The 21,444-nt window shown below is 71.8% G+C and carries 18 protein-coding genes and 1 riboswitch; of the genes, 6 read left to right on the forward strand and 12 right to left on the reverse strand.

What is annotated here, in order from left to right; all coding sequences use genetic code 11:
- Nucleotides 1-67: 67 nt before the first annotated feature.
- From AB0D29_RS15250 to AB0D29_RS15295, 10 genes are all read right to left on the reverse strand, one after another.
- A complete protein-coding gene (locus AB0D29_RS15250; RefSeq protein WP_030708321.1) occupies nt 68-922 on the reverse strand; it encodes a thioesterase family protein in 855 nt (284 codons plus the stop codon).
- Nucleotides 923-969: 47 nt separating this feature from the next.
- Entirely contained in the window at nt 970-1,626 is a 657-nt protein-coding gene (locus AB0D29_RS15255; protein ID WP_362854488.1) for a trimeric intracellular cation channel family protein, read from the reverse strand.
- 152 nt (nt 1,627-1,778) lie between these two features.
- A complete protein-coding gene (locus AB0D29_RS15260) occupies nt 1,779-2,873 on the reverse strand; it encodes a dipeptide ABC transporter ATP-binding protein (protein ID WP_362854701.1) in 1,095 nt (364 codons plus the stop codon).
- Between the two features lie 8 nt (nt 2,874-2,881).
- Entirely contained in the window at nt 2,882-3,892 is a 1,011-nt protein-coding gene (locus tag AB0D29_RS15265) for an ABC transporter ATP-binding protein (protein ID WP_362854702.1), read from the reverse strand.
- 122 nt (nt 3,893-4,014) lie between these two features.
- The gene (locus AB0D29_RS15270) at nt 4,015-5,022 is read right to left on the reverse strand and encodes an ABC transporter permease (protein WP_351295002.1); all 1,008 of its coding nucleotides are present in this window, start codon (nt 5,020-5,022) and stop codon (nt 4,015-4,017) included.
- Between the two features lie 141 nt (nt 5,023-5,163).
- Nucleotides 5,164-6,918, reverse strand: coding sequence for an ABC transporter substrate-binding protein (locus AB0D29_RS15275; RefSeq protein ID WP_362854490.1), 1,755 nt, complete (start codon nt 6,916-6,918; stop codon nt 5,164-5,166).
- A gap of 77 nt (nt 6,919-6,995) precedes the next feature.
- Nucleotides 6,996-7,994: an ABC transporter permease gene (locus tag AB0D29_RS15280; RefSeq protein WP_362854492.1), complete on the reverse strand. Its 999-nt coding sequence runs from the start codon at nt 7,992-7,994 to the stop codon at nt 6,996-6,998.
- 438 nt (nt 7,995-8,432) lie between these two features.
- Nucleotides 8,433-9,173: an enhanced serine sensitivity protein SseB C-terminal domain-containing protein gene (locus AB0D29_RS15285; protein ID WP_362854493.1), complete on the reverse strand. Its 741-nt coding sequence runs from the start codon at nt 9,171-9,173 to the stop codon at nt 8,433-8,435.
- 56 nt (nt 9,174-9,229) lie between these two features.
- A complete protein-coding gene (locus AB0D29_RS15290) occupies nt 9,230-9,964 on the reverse strand; it encodes an enhanced serine sensitivity protein SseB (RefSeq protein WP_362854495.1) in 735 nt (244 codons plus the stop codon).
- Between the two features lie 89 nt (nt 9,965-10,053).
- Nucleotides 10,054-10,716 (reverse strand): AAA family ATPase, encoded by a 663-nt coding sequence (locus AB0D29_RS15295; protein ID WP_362854497.1) that lies wholly within the window; start codon nt 10,714-10,716, stop codon nt 10,054-10,056.
- 206 nt (nt 10,717-10,922) lie between these two features.
- Nucleotides 10,923-11,026: riboswitch (glycine riboswitch) on the forward strand.
- 140 nt (nt 11,027-11,166) lie between these two features.
- Here AB0D29_RS15295 and gcvT point away from each other — a divergent pair.
- From gcvT to AB0D29_RS15315, 4 genes are all read left to right on the forward strand, one after another.
- Nucleotides 11,167-12,282, forward strand: a complete 1,116-nt coding sequence (gene gcvT, locus AB0D29_RS15300; RefSeq protein ID WP_351584754.1) for a glycine cleavage system aminomethyltransferase GcvT — start codon at nt 11,167-11,169, stop codon at nt 12,280-12,282.
- Nucleotides 12,283-12,394: 112 nt separating this feature from the next.
- Nucleotides 12,395-12,775 (forward strand): glycine cleavage system protein GcvH, encoded by a 381-nt coding sequence (gene gcvH / locus AB0D29_RS15305; protein ID WP_362854498.1) that lies wholly within the window; start codon nt 12,395-12,397, stop codon nt 12,773-12,775.
- A 15-nt stretch (nt 12,776-12,790) separates the two neighbouring features.
- Complete coding sequence (gene glyA, locus AB0D29_RS15310) at nt 12,791-14,047, forward strand: serine hydroxymethyltransferase (protein WP_362854499.1); 1,257 nt, start codon at nt 12,791-12,793, stop codon at nt 14,045-14,047.
- A 288-nt stretch (nt 14,048-14,335) separates the two neighbouring features.
- Complete coding sequence (locus AB0D29_RS15315) at nt 14,336-15,718, forward strand: L-serine ammonia-lyase (RefSeq protein WP_362854501.1); 1,383 nt, start codon at nt 14,336-14,338, stop codon at nt 15,716-15,718.
- 70 nt (nt 15,719-15,788) lie between these two features.
- On the opposite strand, the gene AB0D29_RS15320 is transcribed toward AB0D29_RS15315, so the two are convergent.
- Nucleotides 15,789-16,409: a hypothetical protein gene (locus AB0D29_RS15320; RefSeq protein WP_362854502.1), complete on the reverse strand. Its 621-nt coding sequence runs from the start codon at nt 16,407-16,409 to the stop codon at nt 15,789-15,791.
- Between the two features lie 165 nt (nt 16,410-16,574).
- Here AB0D29_RS15320 and AB0D29_RS15325 point away from each other — a divergent pair, with 165 nt between their 5' ends.
- Nucleotides 16,575-17,108, forward strand: a complete 534-nt coding sequence (locus tag AB0D29_RS15325; RefSeq protein WP_362854503.1) for a hypothetical protein — start codon at nt 16,575-16,577, stop codon at nt 17,106-17,108.
- Between the two features lie 72 nt (nt 17,109-17,180).
- On the opposite strand, the gene AB0D29_RS15330 is transcribed toward AB0D29_RS15325, so the two are convergent.
- On the reverse strand, nt 17,181-18,353 hold the full coding sequence (locus AB0D29_RS15330) for an SGNH/GDSL hydrolase family protein (RefSeq protein ID WP_362854504.1): 1,173 nt from the start codon (nt 18,351-18,353) through the stop codon (nt 17,181-17,183).
- Nucleotides 18,354-18,499: 146 nt separating this feature from the next.
- On the opposite strand from AB0D29_RS15330, the gene AB0D29_RS15335 reads away from it, so the two are divergent.
- Nucleotides 18,500-21,442 (forward strand): BTAD domain-containing putative transcriptional regulator, encoded by a 2,943-nt coding sequence (locus AB0D29_RS15335; RefSeq protein ID WP_362854505.1) that lies wholly within the window; start codon nt 18,500-18,502, stop codon nt 21,440-21,442.
- The last annotated feature ends 2 nt before the right edge of the window (nt 21,443-21,444 follow it).

Below are 21,444 nucleotides of genomic sequence, written 5' to 3' on the forward strand. Positions count from 1 at the left end.
CGCCGTCGCCTGGGGCTCCGCCCCGGACCCCGCGCCTCAAACGCCGGCGCGGCTGAATTGGGGCGCCTCAGGAGCGGAGCGCGCGGGCCAGTTGGCGGGATTGGGCCACCAGGTGGTCCGTCGAGTCCCAGACCTCGGCGTCCTCTTCCAGGAAGCCGCCGGCCAGGTTGCGGGTGGTGATGGCGACCCGGAGCGGTCCGGGGGCCGGGCGGCGGCGGACGTGCGTGGTGAGTTCCACGGTCGGGGTCCAGGCCACCAGACCGAGGTCGAAGGCGGTCGGCGGCAGCGCGTCCACCGCGAGGAGCATGGACAGCGGGTCGGCGTCGCGGCCGTCGGCCAGCTCGAACCAGGCCCGCATCTCGCCCTTGCCCGAGGGGGCGCCGACGGCCCATCCCGCGGTCGCCGGGTCCAGCCGGAGCCGGAGCCGGTCCACGATGGCGGAGCTGCCGGGGATCGGGGCCGGGCCGGCCTCGGGGCCGATGCAGTCCTCGTAGGCGGGCATCACGGGCGGCTCGGCGACCGTGCGGACGTCGTCCGGCAGGGCCGCGAGGTCGCCGTAGGAGGCGAGGACGCGGATGCGCTCGACCTCGGCGCCGCTCTCGTCGAACTGGAACAGCGAGGCCTGTCCGGTGGAGAGGGTGCGGCCGACCCGGACCACCTGCGTGCGGATCACGGCGGGGCCGGGCACGGAGGAGGTCAGGTAGTGCGCGGAGACGGTGAAGGGGTCCGGGTGCGGGAGGGCCGCGGAGAGGGCCCGGCCGACCAGGGCCAGCAGGTAGCCCCCGTTGACGGCGGCGATGATCGTCCACCCGGCGGAGAGTTCCGCGTCGTACACCCCGGGCTCGTCCGCGCGTGCGGTGATGCTGGTGTCGCGGTCGAACTCACTGTCGCCGATGGAGGCCTTGGCAGCTGCGTGTGACATGAAAACGACGGTACACCGGGATGCTACTAAGCGGTAGCTTTCTATTGTTACGGCTCTTCGGCCACCGAAGAGCGCCGGTTCCAGGCCAGCGGGGCCCGCCAGTGGTAGCGCATGGCGAGGAGCCTCAGAACGAACGTGGTGACGATCGCCAGGCCGGTGGTGACGGCGTTGAGGGAGTCCAGCGCGATGGAGACCGCGACCATGGCGGCGCCGACGGTGGCGGGCACGGCGTACATCTCGCGGTCGCGCAGCAGCGAGGGCACCTCGTTGACGAGTACGTCGCGCAGTACGCCGCCGCCGACGGCGGTGGCCAGGCCGAGCGCGGCGGACGCGGTGAGGCCGAGGCCGAACTCGTAGGCCTTGGTCGTGCCCGTCACGCAGAACAGCGCGAGGCCCGCGGCGTCGAACACGTTGATGGCCCGGTTGATCCGCTGGACCTCGGGGTGCAGGAAGAAGACGAGCGCGGAGGCGACCAGCGGCGTGACGAAGAAACTGAGCTCGCCGAACGCGGCCGGCGGGACCGCACCGATGACGAGGTCGCGGAAGAGGCCGCCGCCGAGGGCCGTGACCAGGGCGAGGACGGCGATGCCGAAGACGTCGAAGTTCTTGCGGACGGCGAGCAGGGCGCCGGAGGTGGCGAAGACGAAGATGCCGGCGAGGTCCAGCGCATGCTGGACCCCGGGCGGGAAGAGATCGTGGAGCACCGGGCCATTGTCGCCCCTCGCCTCCCGGCGGGGTGACGGGTGGGGGCGGGTGCGGGGCCGCGGGGGCGGTGCCGCTACAAGACCTGGGGCTCCGCCCCAGACCCGCGCCTCAAACGCCGGCGGGGCTGGATTGTCCAGCCCCGCCGGCCCGGCTACTCCGTCGTCTTTGCCACCGCGTCCGCCGCGCCGGGCAGGGGCTTGTCGCCCGGGGCCTGGTCGGGGGCGTTCTCCGGGTGGTGGCAGGCCACCTGGTGGCCCGTCTTCAGCGTGAGCAGCGGCGGTTCCTGCGTCGTGCAGATCTGCGTGGCCTTCCAGCACCGCGTGTGGAAGCGGCACCCGCTCGGCGGCGAGATCGGCGAGGGCACGTCGCCCTTGAGCAGGATGCGCCCGCTCTTCGCGCCCCGGCGGCGCGGGTCGGGCACGGGAACGGCCGACAGCAGCGCCTTGGTGTACGGGTGCATCGGGTTCTCGTAGAGCGCGGTCCGGTCGGCCAGTTCCACGAGCTTGCCGAGGTACATCACCGCGATGCGGTCGGACACGTGCCGGATGACCGACAGGTCGTGCGCGATGATCACGTAGGTGAGGCCGAGCTCCTCCTGGAGGTCGTCCAGCAGGTTGACCACCTGGGCCTGGATCGACACGTCCAGCGCCGAGACCGGCTCGTCCGCGACGACCAGCTTCGGGTTCAGGGCCAGGGCGCGGGCGATGCCGATGCGCTGGCGCTGGCCGCCGGAGAACTCGTGCGGGTAGCGGTTGTAGTGCTCCGGGTTGAGGCCCACCAGCGACAGCAGCCGCTGGACCTCCGCCTTGAGCCCGCCCTCCGGCTGCACGCCCTGCAGCTTGAAGGGGGCGCTGACGATCGTGCCGACCGTGTGGCGCGGGTTCAGCGAGCCGTACGGGTCCTGGAAGATCATCTGGATGTCGCGCCGCAGCGGCCGCATGGCCGAGGCCCCGAGGTGGGTGATGTCCCTGCCCTCGAACTCGATGGTGCCGCCCGTGGGCTCCAGCAGCCGGGTGATCAGCCGGCCCATCGTGGACTTGCCGCAACCGGACTCGCCCACGACCCCGAGGGTCTCACCGCGCCGCACCTCGAAATCGAGGCCGTCGACGGCCTGGACCGCGCCGGACTGCCGGCGCAGCAACCCCTTGTGGATCGGGAAGTGCTTGGTCAGCCCGGACACCTTGAGCAGCGGCCCGGGCTCCTCCGCCCGCTGCGCGGGGACGCCGGGGGCGTCCGTCTTCTTCATGTCCTCGGTCACAGCTTCGGCGCAATCTCTTCGGTCCAGATCCGGGTCCGCTGCTCCGTCGGCATGTGGCAGGCGGACCAGTGCTTGTGCCCGTCCTCGGTCAGTTCGGGCCGCTGGGTGCGGGTGATCCCGTCCTTGGGCACGTCGGCGTACGGGCAGCGCGGATTGAAGGCACAGCCGCTGGGGATGTTGATCAGGCTGGGCGGCGAGCCCTTGACCGGGATGAGCCGCTCGGTCTGGTCGCGGTCGATGCGGGGCATCGAACCGAGCAGGCCCCAGGTGTACGGGTGGCGGGGTTCGTAGAAGACCTTCTCGGCGGAACCGCGCTCCACGCACCGGCCTCCGTACATCACGAGGATGTCGTCGGCCATCTCGGCGACCACGCCGAGGTCGTGGGTGATCATGATGACCGCGGAGCCGAACTCCTTCTGCAGGTCCCGGATGAGGTCGAGGATCTGCGCCTGGACGGTGACGTCGAGGGCGGTCGTCGGCTCGTCCGCGATGAGCAGCTCGGGGTTGTTCACCAGCGCCATCGCGATCATGGCGCGCTGGCGCATGCCGCCCGAGAACTCGTGCGGGTAGTTGTCCACCCGCTTGTCGGGCTCGGGGATGCCGACGCGGTCCAGCATCTCGACGGCCCGGGCGCGCGCGACCTTCTTGCTCACGTCGTGGTGGACCCGGTAGGCCTCCACGATCTGGGAGCCGATCGTGTAGTAGGGGTGCATCGCGCTGAGCGGGTCCTGGAAGATCATCGCCATCTCCCGGCCGCGCAGCTTGCGCACCTCCTCCGGGTGGGCGGAGAGCAGTTCCTTGCCGTCCAGCCAGACCTCGCCCGAGAGGGAGGCGCTGGACCGGCCGCCGTTGCCGACGCGGTGCAGGCCCATGAGGGCCAGCGAGGTGACGGACTTGCCGGAGCCCGACTCGCCCACGATGCCGAGGGTCTTGCCCTTCTCCAGCTGGAAGGAGAGTCCGTCGACCGATTTCACCAGGCCGTCGTCCGTGGGGAAGTGGACCCGCAGGTCGCGGACGTCGAGGAAGGCCCCGGGCGCGCCGGGGGCCGTCGCGGTGCCCGTGCCGGTGCCGGCTTCGGTGCTGGTTCCGGTGCCCTGGCCGGCACCGCTGACGGGCTTCGTCGGGTCGGTCACGACAGCCTCACCCTCGGGTCGATGATGGCGTAGACGAGGTCGACCACCAGGTTGCACAACACGATGAAGAACGCGGCGAACAGGGTCACGCCGAGGATCTTCGGGAGGTCGTTGACCGCGATCGCCTGGTAGGCGTACTCGCCGACCCCGTGGTACGAGAAGACGGTCTCGGTGACGATGGCGCCGCCGAGGAGGAGCCCGAAGTCCATGCCGAAGATGGTGATGATCGGCGTCAGCGCGGACCTCAGTCCGTGCCGGGTCACCACCACGCGCTCGCGCAGCCCCTTGGCGCGGGCCGTGCGGATGTAGTCCTCGCTCATCGTCTCCAGCATCCCGGCCCGGGTGAGGCGGGCGTAGAGCGCCGAGTAGAGGAAGGCGAGGGTGCACCACGGCAGGACGAGCGCCTGGAACCAGCCGGCCGGGTCGTCGGAGAAGTCGACGTACACGTTGGTGAAGATCGGCCAGTTGAAGACGAACAGCGCCAGCGACAGGACGCCGGTGAAGAACATGGGCAGCGAGACGCCGGCGAGCGCCACGCCCATGGCCACGCGGTCGAAGAGCGAGCCGGGGCGCAGGGCGGAGATGACGCCGGTGGTCACACCGGTGACCAGCCAGACGACGGCCGCGCCGAAGGCGAGGGAGGCCGTGACCGGCAGGCGCTCCAGCATCTGGGGCCAGACCTCGACGTGGTCCTTGAAGGAGTAGCCGAGGCAGGGCGCGTGGCACTGCGAGGGCTGCGGGCCGAAGTTGAACTCGCGGCCGACGAATATCCCCTTCAGGAACTCCCAGAACTGGTGGTGCAGGGGCTGGTCGAGGCCGAGGTTCTGCTTGACCGCGGCGATCGACTCCGGTGACGGGTTCTTGCCGATGTACTGAGTGGCAAGCGAGTCGACGGTGCCGCCGGCCAGCCTGGGCAGCAGGAAGAAAATCGCAAAGGTGATCGCGCTGACGACGAGCAGCAGGGCCACCGCGGCGATCATCCGCCGGACGATGTACACAAACACGAGGGTCGGCTTCGGCGTCCGCCGGCCCGTACGGCTCCCCGGTCGGGGGAGCCGCACGAGCCGGCGTGCACAGCTGCCTTCACCTGCCTTCCACGGTTCTGGCAGATCGGGCTGAAAGGTCGGGCCTTACTGGGTTCGGACTTACTTCAGGCCGACGTTGAGGTAGTCGTACTGGCCGCTCCAGGCCGGGTTCGACACCGCGTTGGTGATCTTCGGCGAGCGGTAGTGCAGCACCTTGAAGTAGGTCAGCGGCACGATGACCGCCTCGTCCATGACCTTCTTGTCGATGTCGCCGTAGACCTTCTCCCGCGCGGCGGGGTCGGTGTTGGCGATGTTGTCGTTGAGCATCTTGTTGATCTCGGGGTTGTTCAGCTGCGACAGGTTGGTGTTGCCCGTCTTGCCGATCGCGTCACCGTGGACCACCTGCTGGAGGAAACCGAAGCCGGTCGGCCAGTCGGCACCCCACTGCATCATCATGAGGCCGATCTTGTTGTCCTCGGTGAACTTCGGGACACCCGCGTAGTCACTGAAGTACTTGCCGGCCGGGTACTGCTGGATCTTGACGGTGATCCCGACCTTCTTCAGCGAGGCCTGGATCGCGGTGGCCATGTCGACCTCACCGGCACGGTCGTTGCGGGCCGTGATGGTGGTCTCGAAGCCGTTCGGCTGGCCGCAGGCGGTCAGCAGTTCCTTGGACTTGGCCTCGTCACCCTTGTTCTCAGGGGTCTTGTAGGTGTCGAAGTCCACGTGGCCCGGGATGTCCGTCGGCAGCACGGTGCTGGCGACGGCGCCGCGGACCGGTCCGCCGAACGCGGTCTGCACCGAGACCTTGTCCACGGCGTACTGGACGGCCTTGCGGCACTCGACCTTGTCGAAGGGCGCCACCTTGGTGTTGATCGCCATGTAGACCAGGCGACCGCCCTGCGCGTTGTCGGTGTTCGGGTCCTTCGAGCTCAGCAGCTCCGACTGGGTCTGCTGGGCGACGCCGTTGCCCACGATGTCGATGTGGGAGTTGCCGGCCTTCAGGTTGGAGTCGATCGTCTCCTGGTTGACCTTCAGCTTGACGACGATCTTGTCCGGCAGCTGCTTGCGGAGCGGGTCGTTGCCGGCGTCCCAGTTGGGGTTGCGGACCAGGACGGCCTGCTTGTCCTGCTCGTAGCTCTCGAACATGTAGGAGCCGGAGGAGATGATGTGCTTGACGTAGTCGGCGCCGTCGTCCTTGGCCTTCGGCACCGGGGCCGACTGCGGGTTGGCCAGGAGGTAGTCGAACTCCGCGAAGGGCTGCTTGAGCTTGAAGACGATGGTGTGGTCGTCCGGGGTCTCGATGGACTTCAGACCCTCGTCGCTCTTGTCCTTGTACGGGCCTTCGTACTTCGGCTCGTTGTCCTTGAGGTACTGGGCCAGGTAGCTCGGGCCGTTGGAGTGGACGTCACGGGCGAAGTTGCTCCGCTCGACGCCGTACTTGACGTCCTTCGAGGTGACCTCGGTGCCGTCGCTGTACTTCACGCCCTTGCGGAGCTTGTACGTCCAGGTGGCGCCGCCGTCGCTCGGGACGCCCAGGGACTCGGCGAGGTCCGGCACGACCTTGTTGCCCTCGGCGCCCGGGGCGGGGGCGAAGGTGGTCAGCGGACGCGCGTACAGGCGGCTGAAGTTGAAGACGAAGCCGTAGTACGTGTTGCCCGGGTCGAACGAGTCGGGCGTGTCGGACGCCTCGTAGACGAGCGTCCCGCCCTTCTTGTCCGAGGCGTTGACGACACCCGTGACGGCTGCGTTGGCAGCGGCGGAACCCTTGCCGTCGCCCTCGCCCGTCTTGTCCCCGCCGCTGCACGCGGAGGCGCCCAGGGCGATGCTGATGGCGGCCACGAGCACCGCAGCTGATCTCGACCTGCTTTTCATGGTGGAGTTAAGCCCCCTGATTCAGAGTGGAGTGGTGATGGGGTGGGCGGTGGCCCGGCCGCGCCCGAGGAAACGGTTCAGCGGCGGCTCTTGGGGTCCAGGGCGTCCCGCAGACCGTCGCCGAGCAGGTTGAAGGCGAGCACGGTGATGAAGATCGCCAGGCCCGGCACGACCATGTACATCGGGTCGACCTTGTAGTACCTGACGGCCTCGCTCAGCATTCCGCCCCAGGAAGCCTGCGGGGGCTGGATACCGACGCCCAGGAAGCTCAGGGACGCCTCGAAAAGGATGTTGGTGGGGATCAGCAGGGTCGCGTAGACGAGGATCGGCGCCACCAGGTTCGGGAGCAGTTCCCGGAAGACGATGAACGGGCCCCGCGCTCCCAGGGAGCGTGCCGCGTCGACGAACTCCCGCTCGCGCAGGGACAGGGTCTGGCCGCGCACGATGCGTCCGATGTACGGCCAGCCGAAGAAGCCGATCACGAACACCAGCACGCTGATGTGGAGCGGCAGCCCCTCCAGCCCGAAGGCGCCGCCCTGCAGCGCGGCCGAGATGGAGATCGCGAACAGCAGCAGCGGGAAGGCGAGGAAGGTGTCCATCATCCGGCTGATGACGGTGTCGGCCCAGCCGCCGTAGTAGCCGGCGACGACGCCCAGCACCGAGCCGATGACCACGGACAGCAGCGTCGAACCGAAGGCCACGAGCAGCGACACCCAGGAGCCCTCCAGGATGCGGGTGGCGATGTCACGGCCGAACTTCGGCTCCACGCCCAGCGGGTGGGACCAGCTGATGCCGCCGAAGGAGCCGATGGGCGTCGCGAGCGACGGGTCGATCAGGTCCTGGTGGAGGGCGTCGGGATCGAGGCCGAAGATCGCCTGGATCGGCTGGGAGAGAACGGCCAGCACGACCAGGAAGAGGACGACGATCCCGCCGGCCATCGCGACCCGGTCCCGCTTGAGGCGGGTCCATGCGATCCGGCCGAGCGAACGACCCTCAATCGCCCCTTGCTTCGCCCCGTCCGGGCTGGCGCCGGGCTGGAGCCCCGCGGGCCCGCTGGTCTCGGTAGGTGCCGTCATCGTGGTGGGGACCCCTCTCGGCCGGCTGGTGGCCGGCCCCTGCCAGCCGCTGTGACGGCTTGGTTCACATCGTGTCGCGGTTGTCGCTGGTCGCCGGCGGTTGGTCGCTGCGGAACTGCTCGCGAAATGCGGATGAAGAGTGGGCACCCGCTGGTTGGGCCCTCTCAGTGGGGGGAGTCTTCAACGGTCTCTCGATCACCCGCCAGACCCGACGGGGATGTGATGCGCAACCGTGATGTGACGAGTCGACTTCCGTTATCCGAACGGCGCACCCGTCTCAGCGGTTCAAGACCTCATGTTCGGCGCGGAACGGACATCCGTCCCAACTGCCTTTTCGTGCATGGATCTTGGGTCTATTCAGCGGATATGCCGAAGGCCGCACCGATGGGTCCGGTGCGGCCTTCGCCGGGGGATGTCTCGATATGTGGAGGAGACGGATCAGTACGCCGGAGCCTGGCCCTCGCGGTCGTAGAAGGGGCGGGTCTGCGCGCGCAGCCACATCGCCACCGGGTCGTGCTCGTCCGCCAGCGCGACCGTGCACACCGGGACGCCCTCGGGGACCACCCCGACGGACTGGCGCATCATCTCCCGTACGGACTCCAGCGCGGGCGCGGAGGCGTCGTACAGGTCGAGCCCGACCGCGAGGTACGGGGACCCGAGCGCGGGCTGCACCCAGGCGCGGCGCAGCGACCGGACGGCGGGCGTGCGGTGCGCGTGCTGGGTCAGCAGCCCGTAGAACTGCGGGAGCTCGATGGCGGGCTCGGAGAGCCGCAGCGGGCCGGCCGGCATGCGGTCCAGGCCGGTGGCGATCCGGCGCAGGTCGGCCCAGGGCACGCCGAGGCCGCCGCCCGGGGCGTGCGGGTTGAGCCACAGGCCCCAGCGGTCCGGGTAGAGCGCGCGGGCGATGTCCCGCCCGGTGACCACCTCGTAGCCCCGGTTCCAGCCGCTGGCGGCCAGCTCCTGCGGGGAGGTGACGCAGGGCGCGTACCCGAGGCCGTCGACCTCCATGCCGCCGTACTGGGCGTCCGGGGAACCCGGCTGCCCCTGCCAGAGCAGCATCCAGAGCCGCCCCTCGGACAGGGCATGCAGGAGCGACTCGTAACTCTCATAGCGCCCGGGGGTCACCTGGCGCATCATGTGCTCGACCTGCCCGGCCGCGGCCGTGCCTGACGCACTCACCCGGTACCCCTCTTCGTCCGCCCGTCGTCCACGCGTGCCCCTCAGCTTAAGCGGCCCTACGGGAGGTAGAAGGGGCGTACGCGCTCACGAATCCAGTCCGTGACCGGGTCCTGGGCGGCGTCCAGCAGGATCAACTGCACGGGCCACGGCGGCGCGACACGCGTCAGCGCCCGTCCGAGGGCCTCCATCGGGGCCTCGCGCATCTCGGGTTCCCATCCCACCAGGCGGACACCGATGAACAGCTCCGGCGCCCCGCCCTCGATGCTGGCCAGGCAGCGGTGCGCGGCCGCGACCACGCCGGTGGCCCGGAACTCCTCGGCGGCGGCGGCCAGGAAGTCCACCGGGTCCTCCTGCCAGTCGGGCTCGTAGAGCCGGACGCGACCGCCGGTGGACGGGCCGTCGAGCGGGGTCCGGCCGGTACGGCAGAGCTCCGCGACGGCGGGCGGGGGGAGCGGGACGCCGACGGCACCCTCGGGATTGACCGCGATGCCGAGCTGCGGGGGCAGGCCGCGGGCGAATTCCACGGCCGGGGCCACGGCGAAGTCCATGCCGGGGCCGACGCAGGCGAGGAACTGGGCCTCGGAGCTGTAGACGGGGACGTAGGCCGCGCCGTCGATGTCCATCGTGGGCAGGGTGAGGTCGGCCGAGTCGGGGCCGCCGCCGCCTGGCAGGGGCACCCATACCTGGCTGCGCCCGAGCACCTCCAGGATCCGCCCGCCGGCGTCCGGCTGCCCGAGCGCCGCCCCGAGCACCTGCTCCAGCTCATTCCCCGGCCAGCCGCTGCCCTGCATGTCCCGTGCCTCCGTGATCCGCCGCGTGTCGCCCCGCAGGGTACCGGCCCCGCGTGCCGCGCCGTTGCCGGGGCTCCGCACCCGCCGGGTCAGGTGTGGAACGCGATGCGGGTCACCGTCGCGGCGGAGGCACGGTCCAGCAGGGTGACCGAGGCGCAGCCGTGCGGGGGGCGGCCCGCCTCGGCTTCGCGCAGGAGGCGGCCCACCGCGCCCCGGTGGCGGGCGAAGGCGTAGGCCGAGACCCGCCGCCCCCGCGCAGCCTGGCCGGAGAGCGCCTCGGCGGGGCTGCTGTCGAGGAGGAGCAGGTGCAGCGCCCGCCCCCGGCGCCGCGCGGCCGCCGCGAGCAGCCCCCGCACCCAGCTCTGCGTACCGCAGTCGTGGACGACCACGGAGGCTCCGGAGCGCAGGAGCCGCCACAGCCCCCAGTAGTGCGCGGCGCGCACCAGCGGCCGGTACACCGCGTACGGAAGGGCCTGCGGCATCCGCCGTTCCCAGCGCTCGCGGGTGTCCTGGGAGTCGACGGCGCCGCCCTCGGCCGCCGCCCGCTTGATCAGGGTGCTCTTGCCGCCGCCGGGCAGGCCGGACACCACGACGATGTCCCCGTCCGCGAAGGCGAGCCGCTGCGGGCCGCGCACCTCGGGGCCGCGCAGGTCGCGTACGGAGCCGATGCCCGCGTCCGAGGCACGCTCGCGGTCCCGTCCGCGCGCCCCGCGCTGCGCCGGCACCGCGTCCACGGTTCCCGTCGTCGTCACCACTCCGAATCTCCGCACAGTGTTCGCCTCCCCCGAATCGGGTCACGAGGACCCTTGCCCACTGAGTGTAAAGAGACGGTAATCCGGCATCCCCGGTTCCGGTCCGCCCGCTCGGGGTACCGTACGAACTTTCGGACCCCTCCGCCCGATCACGGGCACGGCGTGCAATGATGTGCGCCATCTGGACCAACTGCATACCGGCCGCTTGAATCCGCGCGGGAGAGTCCCGGCACGCCGCAAGGCCGTGCGCGGGCGCCGAAGGAGCAAGATCCTCCCTTGAATCTCTCAGGCCCCGTACCGCGTGGATGAGGCAGATCTGAAAAGCGAGCTGTTCGACAGCTCCACCCAAGGTGCAAGCCGAGGAACTCTCGGCGAACCTCTCAGGTTCCGATGACAGATGGGGAGGACCCTCCTCGTCATGTCATGCCCTGGGACTCGGGAGCCACACCCATGAGCACTGCCCCCCGTCTGACCGCCCTCGACGCGCTGCACCGCTCGCTCGGTGCGACCATGACCGATTTCGCGGGCTGGGACATGCCGCTGCGGTACGCCAGCGAGCGCGACGAGCACAACGCCGTACGCACCAAGGCCGGTCTCTTCGACCTCTCCCACATGGGCGAGATCACGCTGACCGGCCCGGAGGCCGTCAAGGCCCTCGACTACGCGCTGGTCGGCAACATCTCCACCGTCGGCGTCGGCCGCGCCCGCTACACGCACATCTGTCAGGAGGACGGCGGGATCGTCGACGACCTGATCGTCTACCGTCTCGGCGAGACCGAGTTCATGGTCGTCGCCAACGCCTCCAACGCCCAGGTCGTCCTCGACGCCCTGACCGAGCGGGCCGCCGGCTTCGACACCGAGGTCCGCGACGACCGCGACGCGTACGCGCTGCTCGCGGTGCAGGGCCCGGAGTCCCCCGGCATCCTGAAGTCCCTGACGGACGCCGACCTGGACGGCCTCAAGTACTACGCCGGCCTGCCGGGCACCGTCGCCGGCGTGCCCGCGCTGATCGCGCGTACGGGCTACACCGGCGAGGACGGCTTCGAGCTGTTCGTCGCCCCCGAGCACGCCGTGGAGCTGTGGCAGGCGCTGACCAAGGCGGGCGAGGGCGTGGGCCTGGTGCCGGCCGGTCTGTCCTGCCGCGACACCCTGCGCCTGGAAGCGGGCATGCCGCTGTACGGGCACGAGCTGACCACCTCGCTGACCCCCTTCGACGCGGGGCTGGGCCGGGTCGTGAAGTTCGAGAAGGAGGGGGACTTCGTCGGCCGCGCCGCCCTGGAGGCCGCCGCCGAGCGCGCCGCCACGAACCCGCCGCGCAAGCTGGTCGGCCTGATCGCCGAGGGCCGCCGCGTCCCGCGCGCCGGTTTCCCGGTCGTCGCCGACGGTCAGGTCATCGGCGAGGTCACCTCGGGCGCCCCGTCCCCGACGCTGGGCAAGCCGCTCGCGATGGCGTACGTGGACGCGGCGCACGCCGCGCCCGGCACCTCCGGCGTCGGCGTCGACATTCGCGGTACGCATGAGCCGTACGAGGTCGTGGCGCTGCCGTTCTACAAGCGGCAGAAGTAGTTCCGCACACGGTCCAGCCGTGCACGAGCCGTACGGGAACCCCGTCCGGCAGCGTCTCAGTACCCGAGACCACCGTTCGTATCCACTCCCCCGCATCCAGGAGAATCAGGTCATGAGCAACCCCGAGAAGCTGCGTTACACCAAGGAGCACGAGTGGCTGTCGGACGCCGTGGACGGCGTCGCGACGGTCGGCATCACGGAGTTCGCGGCCAACGCGCTCGGTGACGTCGTCTACGCCCAGCTCCCCGCGGTCGGCGACACCGTCACCGAGGGCGAGACCTGCGGTGAGCTGGAGTCGACCAAGTCGGTCAGCGACCTGTACTCCCCCGTCTCCGGCGAGATCGTCGAGGCCAACCAGGACGTCGTGGACGACCCGGCGCTCGTGAACACCGCCCCGTTCGAGGGTGGCTGGCTCTTCAAGGTGCGCCTCTCGGAGGAGCCGAAGGACACCCTGTCCTTCGAGGAGTACGCCCAGCTCACCGCCGGTAACTGACCCCAGGGGACCCTGATGTCTGTACTGAACACCCCTCTCCACGAGCTCGACCCGGACGTCGCCGCCGCCGTCGACGCCGAGCTCGTGCGCCAGCAGTCCACCCTGGAAATGATCGCGTCGGAGAACTTCGCTCCGGTCGCCGTCATGGAGGCCCAGGGTTCGGTCCTGACCAACAAGTACGCCGAGGGCTACCCGGGCCGCCGCTACTACGGCGGCTGCGAGCACGTCGACGTCGTCGAGCAGATCGCGATCGACCGCATCAAGGCGCTGTTCGGCGCCGAGGCCGCGAACGTCCAGCCCCACTCGGGTGCGCAGGCGAACGCCGCCGCGATGTTCGCGCTGCTGAAGCCGGGCGACACGATCATGGGCCTGAACCTGGCCCACGGCGGTCACCTGACCCACGGCATGAAGATCAACTTCTCCGGCAAGCTCTACAACGTGGTCCCGTACCACGTCGACGAGACCGGCGAGGTGGACATGGCCGAGGTCGAGCGCCTCGCCAAGGAGTCCAAGCCGCAGCTGATCGTCGCCGGCTGGTCCGCGTACCCGCGCCAGCTGGACTTCGCCGCCTTCCGCCGCATCGCGGACGAGGTCGGCGCGTACCTGATGGTCGACATGGCGCACTTCGCCGGCCTGGTGGCCGCGGGCCTGCACCCGAACCCGGTACCGCACGCCCACGTGGTCACCACCACCACGCACAAGACCCTCGGCGGTCCGCGCGGCGGTGTCATCCTGTCGACGCAGGAGCTGGCCAAGAAGATCAACTCCGCGGTCTTCCCCGGTCAGCAGGGTGGCCCGCTGGAGCACGTGATCGCGGCCAAGGCCGTCTCCTTCCTGGTCGCGGCCTCGCCCGAGTTCAAGGAGCGCCAGGAGCGCACCCTGGAGGGCGCGAAGATCCTCGCCGCCCGCCTGGTCCAGGACGACGTCAAGGCCGTGGGCGTGGACGTCCTCACCGGCGGCACCGACGTGCACCTGGTCCTGGTCGACCTGCGCAACTCCGAGCTCGACGGCCAGCAGGCCGAGGACCGCCTCCACGAGGTCGGCATCACGGTCAACCGCAACGCCATCCCGAACGACCCGCGGCCGCCGATGGTCACCTCGGGTCTGCGGATCGGTACGCCGGCCCTCGCCACCCGCGGTTTCGACGCCGAGGCCTTCACCGAGGTCGCCGAGATCATCGCGCAGGCGCTGAAGCCGACCTACGACGCCGAGTCCCTCAAGGCGCGCGTCTCCGCGCTCGCCGCGAAGTTCCCGCTGTACCCGTCGCTCTAGGCAACGGCTTGGGAAGGCCCGGCCTCGTCTCGCACAGGGCCGGGCCTTTCCCGTGGTCCGGGGCGCGGTCCTCGACGTCGGGGCCGCGAAAGCCGCCGTACAGGTCGGTGTAACCGGCCCCCGCACGAACTGACGTACGCTGATGAACCGGGCAAGGGCGCCCACGAGGTGATCTTTGCCCGCAATCCCTGCAAAGTCCGCCCCTCCGTCGGCCGCCTCGCTACGCTGCGAGCGCGACTGGACGGTCCGTTCCCCGCCACCGCGGGGATGACCCGGGAGACCGCCAACGTGGCCATTTCCGTTTTCGATCTCTTCTCGATCGGCATCGGTCCGTCCAGCTCGCACACCGTCGGTCCGATGCGGGCCGCCCGCATGTTCGTGACGCGGCTGAAGAAGGACGGCGTGCTCGCCCAGACCGCCGCCGTGCGGGCCGAGCTCTTCGGCTCCCTCGGCGCGACCGGCCACGGACACGGCACCCCCAAGGCGGTGCTCCTGGGCCTGGAGGGGCACTCCCCCCGCTCGGTGAACGTCGAGACGGCGGACGACGAGGTCGAGCGCATCCGCAAGAGCGGCCGGCTGCGGCTGCTGGGCGCGGAGATAGGCGACGTCCACGAGATCGACTTCGACGAGCCGAACCAGCTGATCCTCCACCGCCGGCGCTCCCTGCCGTACCACGCGAACGGCATGACCCTCTTCGCGTACGACGCCGCCGGCGCCCCGCTGCTGGAGAAGACCTACTACTCGGTCGGCGGCGGCTTCGTCGTGGACGAGGACGCGGTCGGCGAGGACCGGATCAAGCTCGACGACACGGTGCTGAAGTACCCCTTCCGCTCCGGCGACGAGCTGCTGCGCATGGCCCGGGAGAGCGGCCTGTCGATCTCCGCGATGATGCTGGAGAACGAGAAGGCCTGGCGCACCGAGGAGGAGATCCGCGAGGGCCTGCTGGAGATCTGGCGGGTCATGCAGGCGTGCGTCGCGCGCGGCATGTCGCGCGAAGGCATCCTGCCGGGCGGCCTGAAGGTCCGGCGCCGGGCCGCGAACACCGCCCGCAAGCTCCGCTCCGAGGGCGACCCGCTGGCGCTCTCGATGGAGTGGATCACCCTCTACGCGATGGCCGTGAACGAGGAGAACGCGGCCGGCGGCCGGGTGGTCACCGCTCCGACGAACGGCGCCGCGGGCATCATCCCGGCGGTCCTGCACTACTACGTGAACTTCGTGCCCGGCGCCGACGAGGAAGGCGTGGTCCGCTTCCTGCTGGCAGCGGGTGCGATCGGCCTGCTCTTCAAGGAGAACGCCTCGATCTCCGGCGCCGAGGTCGGCTGCCAGGGCGAGGTGGGCTCGGCCTGCTCGATGGCGGCCGGCGCCCTCGCCGAGGTCCTCGGCGGCACCCCGGAGCAGGTCGAGAACGCGGCCGAGATCGGCATGGAGCACAACCTGGGCCTGACCTGCGACCCGGTCGGCGGCCTGGTCCAGATCCCCTGCATCGAGCGCAACGGCATGGCCGCGGTCAAGGCCGTCACCGCCGCCAAGATGGCGATGCGCGGCGACGGCACCCACAAGGTCTCCCTCGACAAGGTCATCAAGACCATGAAGGAGACGGGCGCCGACATGAAGGTCAAGTACAAGGAGACCGCCCGCGGCGGTCTCGCGGTCAACGTCATCGAGTGCTGATCCACGGCGGGTGACGGAAGGGGTCCGGTGCGCGTGCGCGCCGGGCCCCTTTCTTCGTCTGCCGTGTGCGCTATCCGCGGCGCAGCGCCTTGAGGACGCCCTTGGCGAAGTCGTCCACCGACGCGTCGTACGCCTTCAGGCTCTCGGCGGTGGGCGGTGTGCGCGCCTCGGCCGTGACCGTCACGTCGATCGTCATGTTGCTGTCGCGCAGCCGCAGCGCACGGACCTGGCGCAGCTCGGTCGGCTTGTTGAAGGCGAACCGGTAGGCCTCCTTGCCGACGCCCTTCACCTCGGTGAGGCCGCTGTCCGGCATGTCCTTGGCCGTGTTCTCGCGGCCCCGGGCGAAGACGTCCTCGGAGAAGTCGACGCTCTCCGTGTACGCGAGGTCCAGCTCCACTTTGACGTTGCCGTACTTCGCCGGGCCGGTCTCGACGAGCGGCTGGACGCACTTGACGCCCGGGGCGCCCGTGCCGGACCGCTTGTCCCGGTCCGCGGCCTCCTCGCGCGCCCCGAGCGGGTCGGCGAGCTCGCCGTACGGGAGCGCGTTGCAGATCTCGTCCGTGGCCACCCAGCGGTAGCCGCCCTTCCCCTCCTGCGAGACCTCGCGGTCCGCGTCGCCGCCGCAGGCGGTGGCCGCCAGGACGAGGGCCACGGCGACCGTTCCATGACGGGAAAAGCGGTGAAGACGCATCCGGTTCTCTCCTGTCGAGCGGGCCAGCTTCCAGTCAACAACCCTGCCATCAAAGGGAGTTGCGCAGCGGCGGATTGACCGAAGGAGAACGGGAACCGCGGGATCCCCCGGTGGCGTCCTAAGCCGTGCCACCAGTCCCCGTCTCTCAGGAATCGAGGGGACGTCATGATCCACGCACGTCTCCGGCAGATCGTGGCCCTGGCCTCCGGCGCTCTGCTCGCCGCCTGCCTCTCCTTCGCCGCACCTGCCTCGGCCGCCACTTCCACCGCCGCCGCCCCTACCGCCGCCACCGCCACCCAGAGCCAGACCCCGCTCGTCGTCAATGCCCGCTGGGGCGGGCACGCCACGTACGACCGGATCGTCGTCGACCTGCAGGGGTACGTCCCCGAGGTGACCGTCACTCCCGTCCCGCAGCTGGTCTACGACGGGTCCGGCAAGCCCGTGCCGCTGGCCGGGAAGCACTTCCTGGAGATCCGCTTCCACCCCGCCGCCGCGCACGACGACGCGGGCCGGAACGTCTACCAGGGACCCAAGCTCCAGAAGATCTACCTCAGCAAGCTCAAGGGCATCGCCCTGACCGGCGACTACGAGGGGTACGTGACCCTCGGCGCCGCCTTCGACACCGTGCCGTACTACCGCGCCTACACCCTGCACTCCCCGGAGCGGTTCGTCCTGGACATCTCGCACGTCACCCAGTGACGGGCGGACGAGCCGGCAGGCCGACGGGTCCGGGGCGTCGCACGTGCCCCGGGCCCGCCGCCGGCCCGCCCGTCACCCCGCCGGGCGGATCCTCATCCGGCTCGGGTCGCCGTCGCCGAACCAGTCCTGGGTGCAGGCGTACCGGCCCGGCGCGGCCGCGCCCACCAGCCCGAGGCAGGCCGCCATCGCCCGCTGCCCGTGGGCGTTGGGGTGCATCGACTCCTCCAGCGTGCCCTGCGTGTTGGCGTAGTCCAGGAAGCGGAACCACTCGTGCTCGCGCGGGTCCGGCCCGGCCTGGCCCACCTGACCGGTGCCCAGCGCGCACACCTCGTGCCCGGCCAGTGCGTCCCTCAGGTCCAGGTAGTCGGTGCCGCGGGCACCGGCCACCGCCTTGACCATGTCGCCGATCCTCGGGACGAGCGTGTACGCCGCCCAGTCCGCGTCGCGATCGTTGAATGGGCAGCCGTCCTTGAACATGCGGTCCGAGTCGTTCTGGTTCAGCCGGAAGGACTCCCCGCCCGGAATGGGTGACGGGTAGGACTGCAGGACCAGCCGGTAGTCGCCGTCCGCGTACCCGGCGGCCCGCATGGTGGCCCGGATGTCGTCCACCACCGCCGTGACCCTGGCCTTCACCGCGGGCAGCTTCTGCTCGACGAGCGGCGCCTGCTTCTTCCAGCACAGCCGCCTGAAGTACCAGTCGTACGCGCAGTCGCCGATGATCGTTCCGAAGCCGAGGTCGTTCCCGCCGATGGACAGCGCGATCAGCCTGACCCGGGCGGTGCGCGCCACCGCCGCCAGCTGATCGGTCTGCGGGGCCTCCCCCTGGTAGGGCTGCCCGCCGGCGGCCGCGCTGAGGACGTTGACCGTCTCGGCGCCGGAGCAGGCCAGGTTGACGCGCCGCTCGATGCCGGGGAGCGGGGCGGTGGCGATCTCGGAGACGTCGGAGCGGTGACAGCCGCCGACCGCGCCGCTCGCTCCGTAGACCTTGGCCGGGTCGTACTTCGAGCCGCCGGTCCAGGCCCGGTCGGTGCCGTTGCGGCTGCCGTCGTGGCGATCGGTGTTGCCGAGCCAGCGGCCGCCCTCGCCGGATATGAAGCTGTCGCCCATCGCCACGGCGACGGTGGGCCCCGCCGGGGCCGCCGCGGCGTCGGGGGCGGTGAGTCCGGCCAGGGAGAGCAGTACGACGGTCAGCAGCGCGGCACCGCGGGAGGCGGTGCGCGTGCGGCTGGGTCCTGTCCTGGGCATGGGGGGCTGTCCTCTCAGAAGGGACGGGGCCGAAGCGGAGGGTGATCCACCCCTGCTCCGGTGAGGTGGGCAGAGGCTACGATCGGCGCCCACCGGCGGCCCATCCGCCGGCCACCCGTCCGCCACGGAGCTTCGCGGAGTCCGCCATGGCCTTGGTCCTCTCCCTACTGGGTCCCGTGCAACTCACCCTGGACGGGAACGAGTTGGAGCTCGGTGGGCCGCGCGGCCGGCGGGTGCTGGCGGCGCTGGCACTGGAGGCGGGGCGGGTGGTGCCGACCGCCGGACTGGCGCAGGCCGTGTGGGACGACCCGCCGGCCACGGCGCGGGAGCAGCTGCAGAACGCGGCCGGTCTGCTGCGCAGGCGCCTCGCCGGCTCGGGGGCCTCGGTGGTCCGCACGGATGCGGGCTTCTCACTGGATCCGGGGCCGGCGGTGCTGGACGTACGGGAGTTCGCGCGGCTGCGGTGCGCCGCGCGGGCGGCGGCGGTTCCCGGCGCGGCCCGCGAACTGCTCGGCCGCGCGCTGGGGTTGTGGCGGGCTCCGGCGGCCCTGGGCGGGCTGCGCGGGCGGATCTTCGAGGCGGCGGCGGCCAGGCTCGGGCAGGAGCGGATCGACTGCGTCGAGGCGGCGCTGGCGGCGGACCTCGCGCTCGGCCGGCATGCGGAGATCTGCGCGGAGCTGGCCGCGCTCACCGCCGCGCACCCCGTGCGGGAGCGGCTGGTGGAGCTGCACGTGCTGGCCCTGTACCGCTCGGGCCGGCGCGCGGAGGCGCTGGCCGCCTTCGACGCGGCCCGCCGCCGCCTGGCCCGCGAAGCCGGCCTGGACCCAGGCCCGGAACTCCGCTCCCTGCAGGCGGCCGTCCTGACCGACGCCGCCGCACTCCACGACCGAGCCCCCTGGCCGACCAGCGGAGCACACCCCGCCCCCACGGCCGCCCCGACACGAAGCGATCCGCCCGACACCGGAGCCGACGCGGCGCGGGACGCCGCGGGTGGTGGGGGTGTTCCCGCGCAGCTGCCTGCGGCGCCGGAGGCGTTCGTGGGGCGGGAGGGGGAGGAGGGGCGGCTGCGGCAGGGGTTGGGTGAGGGTGCGCTGCGCGTGGTCACCGGGGCGGCCGGCATCGGCAAGACCGCGCTCGCGCTGCGCGTCGCGCACGGTCTGCGCGGGGAGTTCCCCGACGGGCAGCTCTACGTGGACCTGCGCGGCGCCGACCGGACGGCGGCGGCGGATCCGGCCGAGGTGCTCGCCGGGTTCCTGCGCGGCCTCGGCGTGGACGGCCCGGCGGTGCCCGCCGACGCCGGCGAGCGGGCGGCCCTGTACCGGACCCTGCTGGCCGGGCGGCGGGTGTTGGTGCTGCTGGACAACGCGGCCGACGAGGCCCAGGTCCGGGCCCTGCTGCCCGGGGCCGCGGCCGGCTGCGCCGTACTGGTCACCGCCCGGCACCGGCTTGCGGGTCTGGGGGGCGGGGTCGAGCTGCCGCTGCTGGACGAACACAGCGCGCTCGGGGTGCTCGGGCGGATCGCCGGGGCCGCACGGCTGGCCGCCGAACCGGAGGCGGCGCGGGAGCTCGTGCGGCTGTGCGGCGGGCTGCCGCTCGCCCTGCGGATCGTCGGCGCCGAGCTGGCCGCGCTCCCCCACCGGGGACTCGCCCGGCTGGCCGCGCGGCTGGGCGACGAACGGTCCCGGCTGGACGTGCTGGACGGGGTGCGGGCGGGCCTGCGGATCGGCTACCGGGCGCTGCCGGGGGACGCGCGGGCCCTGCTGCGGGGCCTGGCGTCGCTCGACGCCCCGGACTTCGCCGCCTGGACGGCGGCGGCCGTGCTCGACCGTCCGCCGGACCCCGCGGAGGACGCACTGGACGCCCTGGTGGCGGCGCACCTGCTGGAGGTCGCCGGCCACGACGAGGCGGGGCAGCTCCGGTACCGCATGCACGATCTGGTGCGGGCGTTCGGCCGGGAGCTCGCCGGTCCGGCGGCCGGCGCCTCGGTGACGCGCCGCGTCCTGTCCTGCTGGGTGACGCTGGTGCGCGAGGGGCGGCGGGCCCATCAGGGCCCGGACTACCCGGGGCTGGCCCTGCGCACGGCCGGCCGGGTACCGGACCCGGCGGTGCTCGCCGGGCCGCGGGCCGAGCCGGTGCGCTGGCTGGGCGCCGAGCGCGAGGCCCTGGTCGCCGCGGTACGGCAGGCCGCGCGGGTGGACCCGTACGCCTGCTGGGAGCTCGCGGCGGCCGGGGAGTACCTCTTCGACCTGCGCAGCGACCTGGCCGGCTGGCAGACGGTGCAGGAGCTGGGGCTGGCCGCCGCCCGGGCCGCCGGGGACCGCACCGGGGAGGCGGTGATGCTGGTGGGCCTCGGCCGGCACCGGACCTGCCGCGAGGAGTGGGGTCCGGCCCGGGCCATGCTCACCGCCGGGGAGGCGCTGTTCGAGGAGCTCGGGGACGCGCACGGAGCGGCGTACGCGGGCTGGCTGCTCTCGTACCTCGACCGGATCCAGGGCCGGCTCGACGAGGCGATGGCGCGGTGCCGGCGCATCGCACCGGTCTTCGAGGCGGCCGGTGACCTGTACGGGCACGCGCACGCCCTGCGCGGCATCGGGCAGGTGCTCCTCGCGCGCGGCGAGCCGGAGCACGCCCTGGAGGTGCTGCGCGGGGCCTTGGCGGTGGCCGAGGCGAACGGCGCGGCCTGGCCCCGGATGTGCATGCTCCGCTGGGTCGCCGACGCGCAGCGGATGCTGGGCCGGCCGGCCGAGGCGGCGGCCGGCTTCCGGGAGATCCTGGCCCACACCCGCGGCTCCGGGGACCTGGCCGGGCAGAGCGCGGCCCGCATCGGGCTGGGCCGGATCGCGCTGGACGGCGGGGACGTGGCCGGGGCGCTGCGGCAGTTGCGGGCGGCGGACGAGCTGGGCCGCCGTTCGGGCCAGAGCCTGGTGCGGGTCCTGGCGGTGGAGCCCCTCGCCCGCGCCCTGCTGGCGTCGGGGGAGGCCGCGGCGGCCCGGGCCCTGCTGCGGGAGGCCCTGGCCAGCTGCCGGCGGATGAACGCCCGGCCGCTGCTGGCGCGCCTGGAGTCGGCGCTGGCGGAGGTGCCGGCGTAGGT

The organism is Streptomyces sp. NPDC048424 (genome assembly GCF_040651555.1).
Taxonomy (GTDB): Bacteria; Actinomycetota; Actinomycetes; order Streptomycetales; family Streptomycetaceae; genus Streptomyces.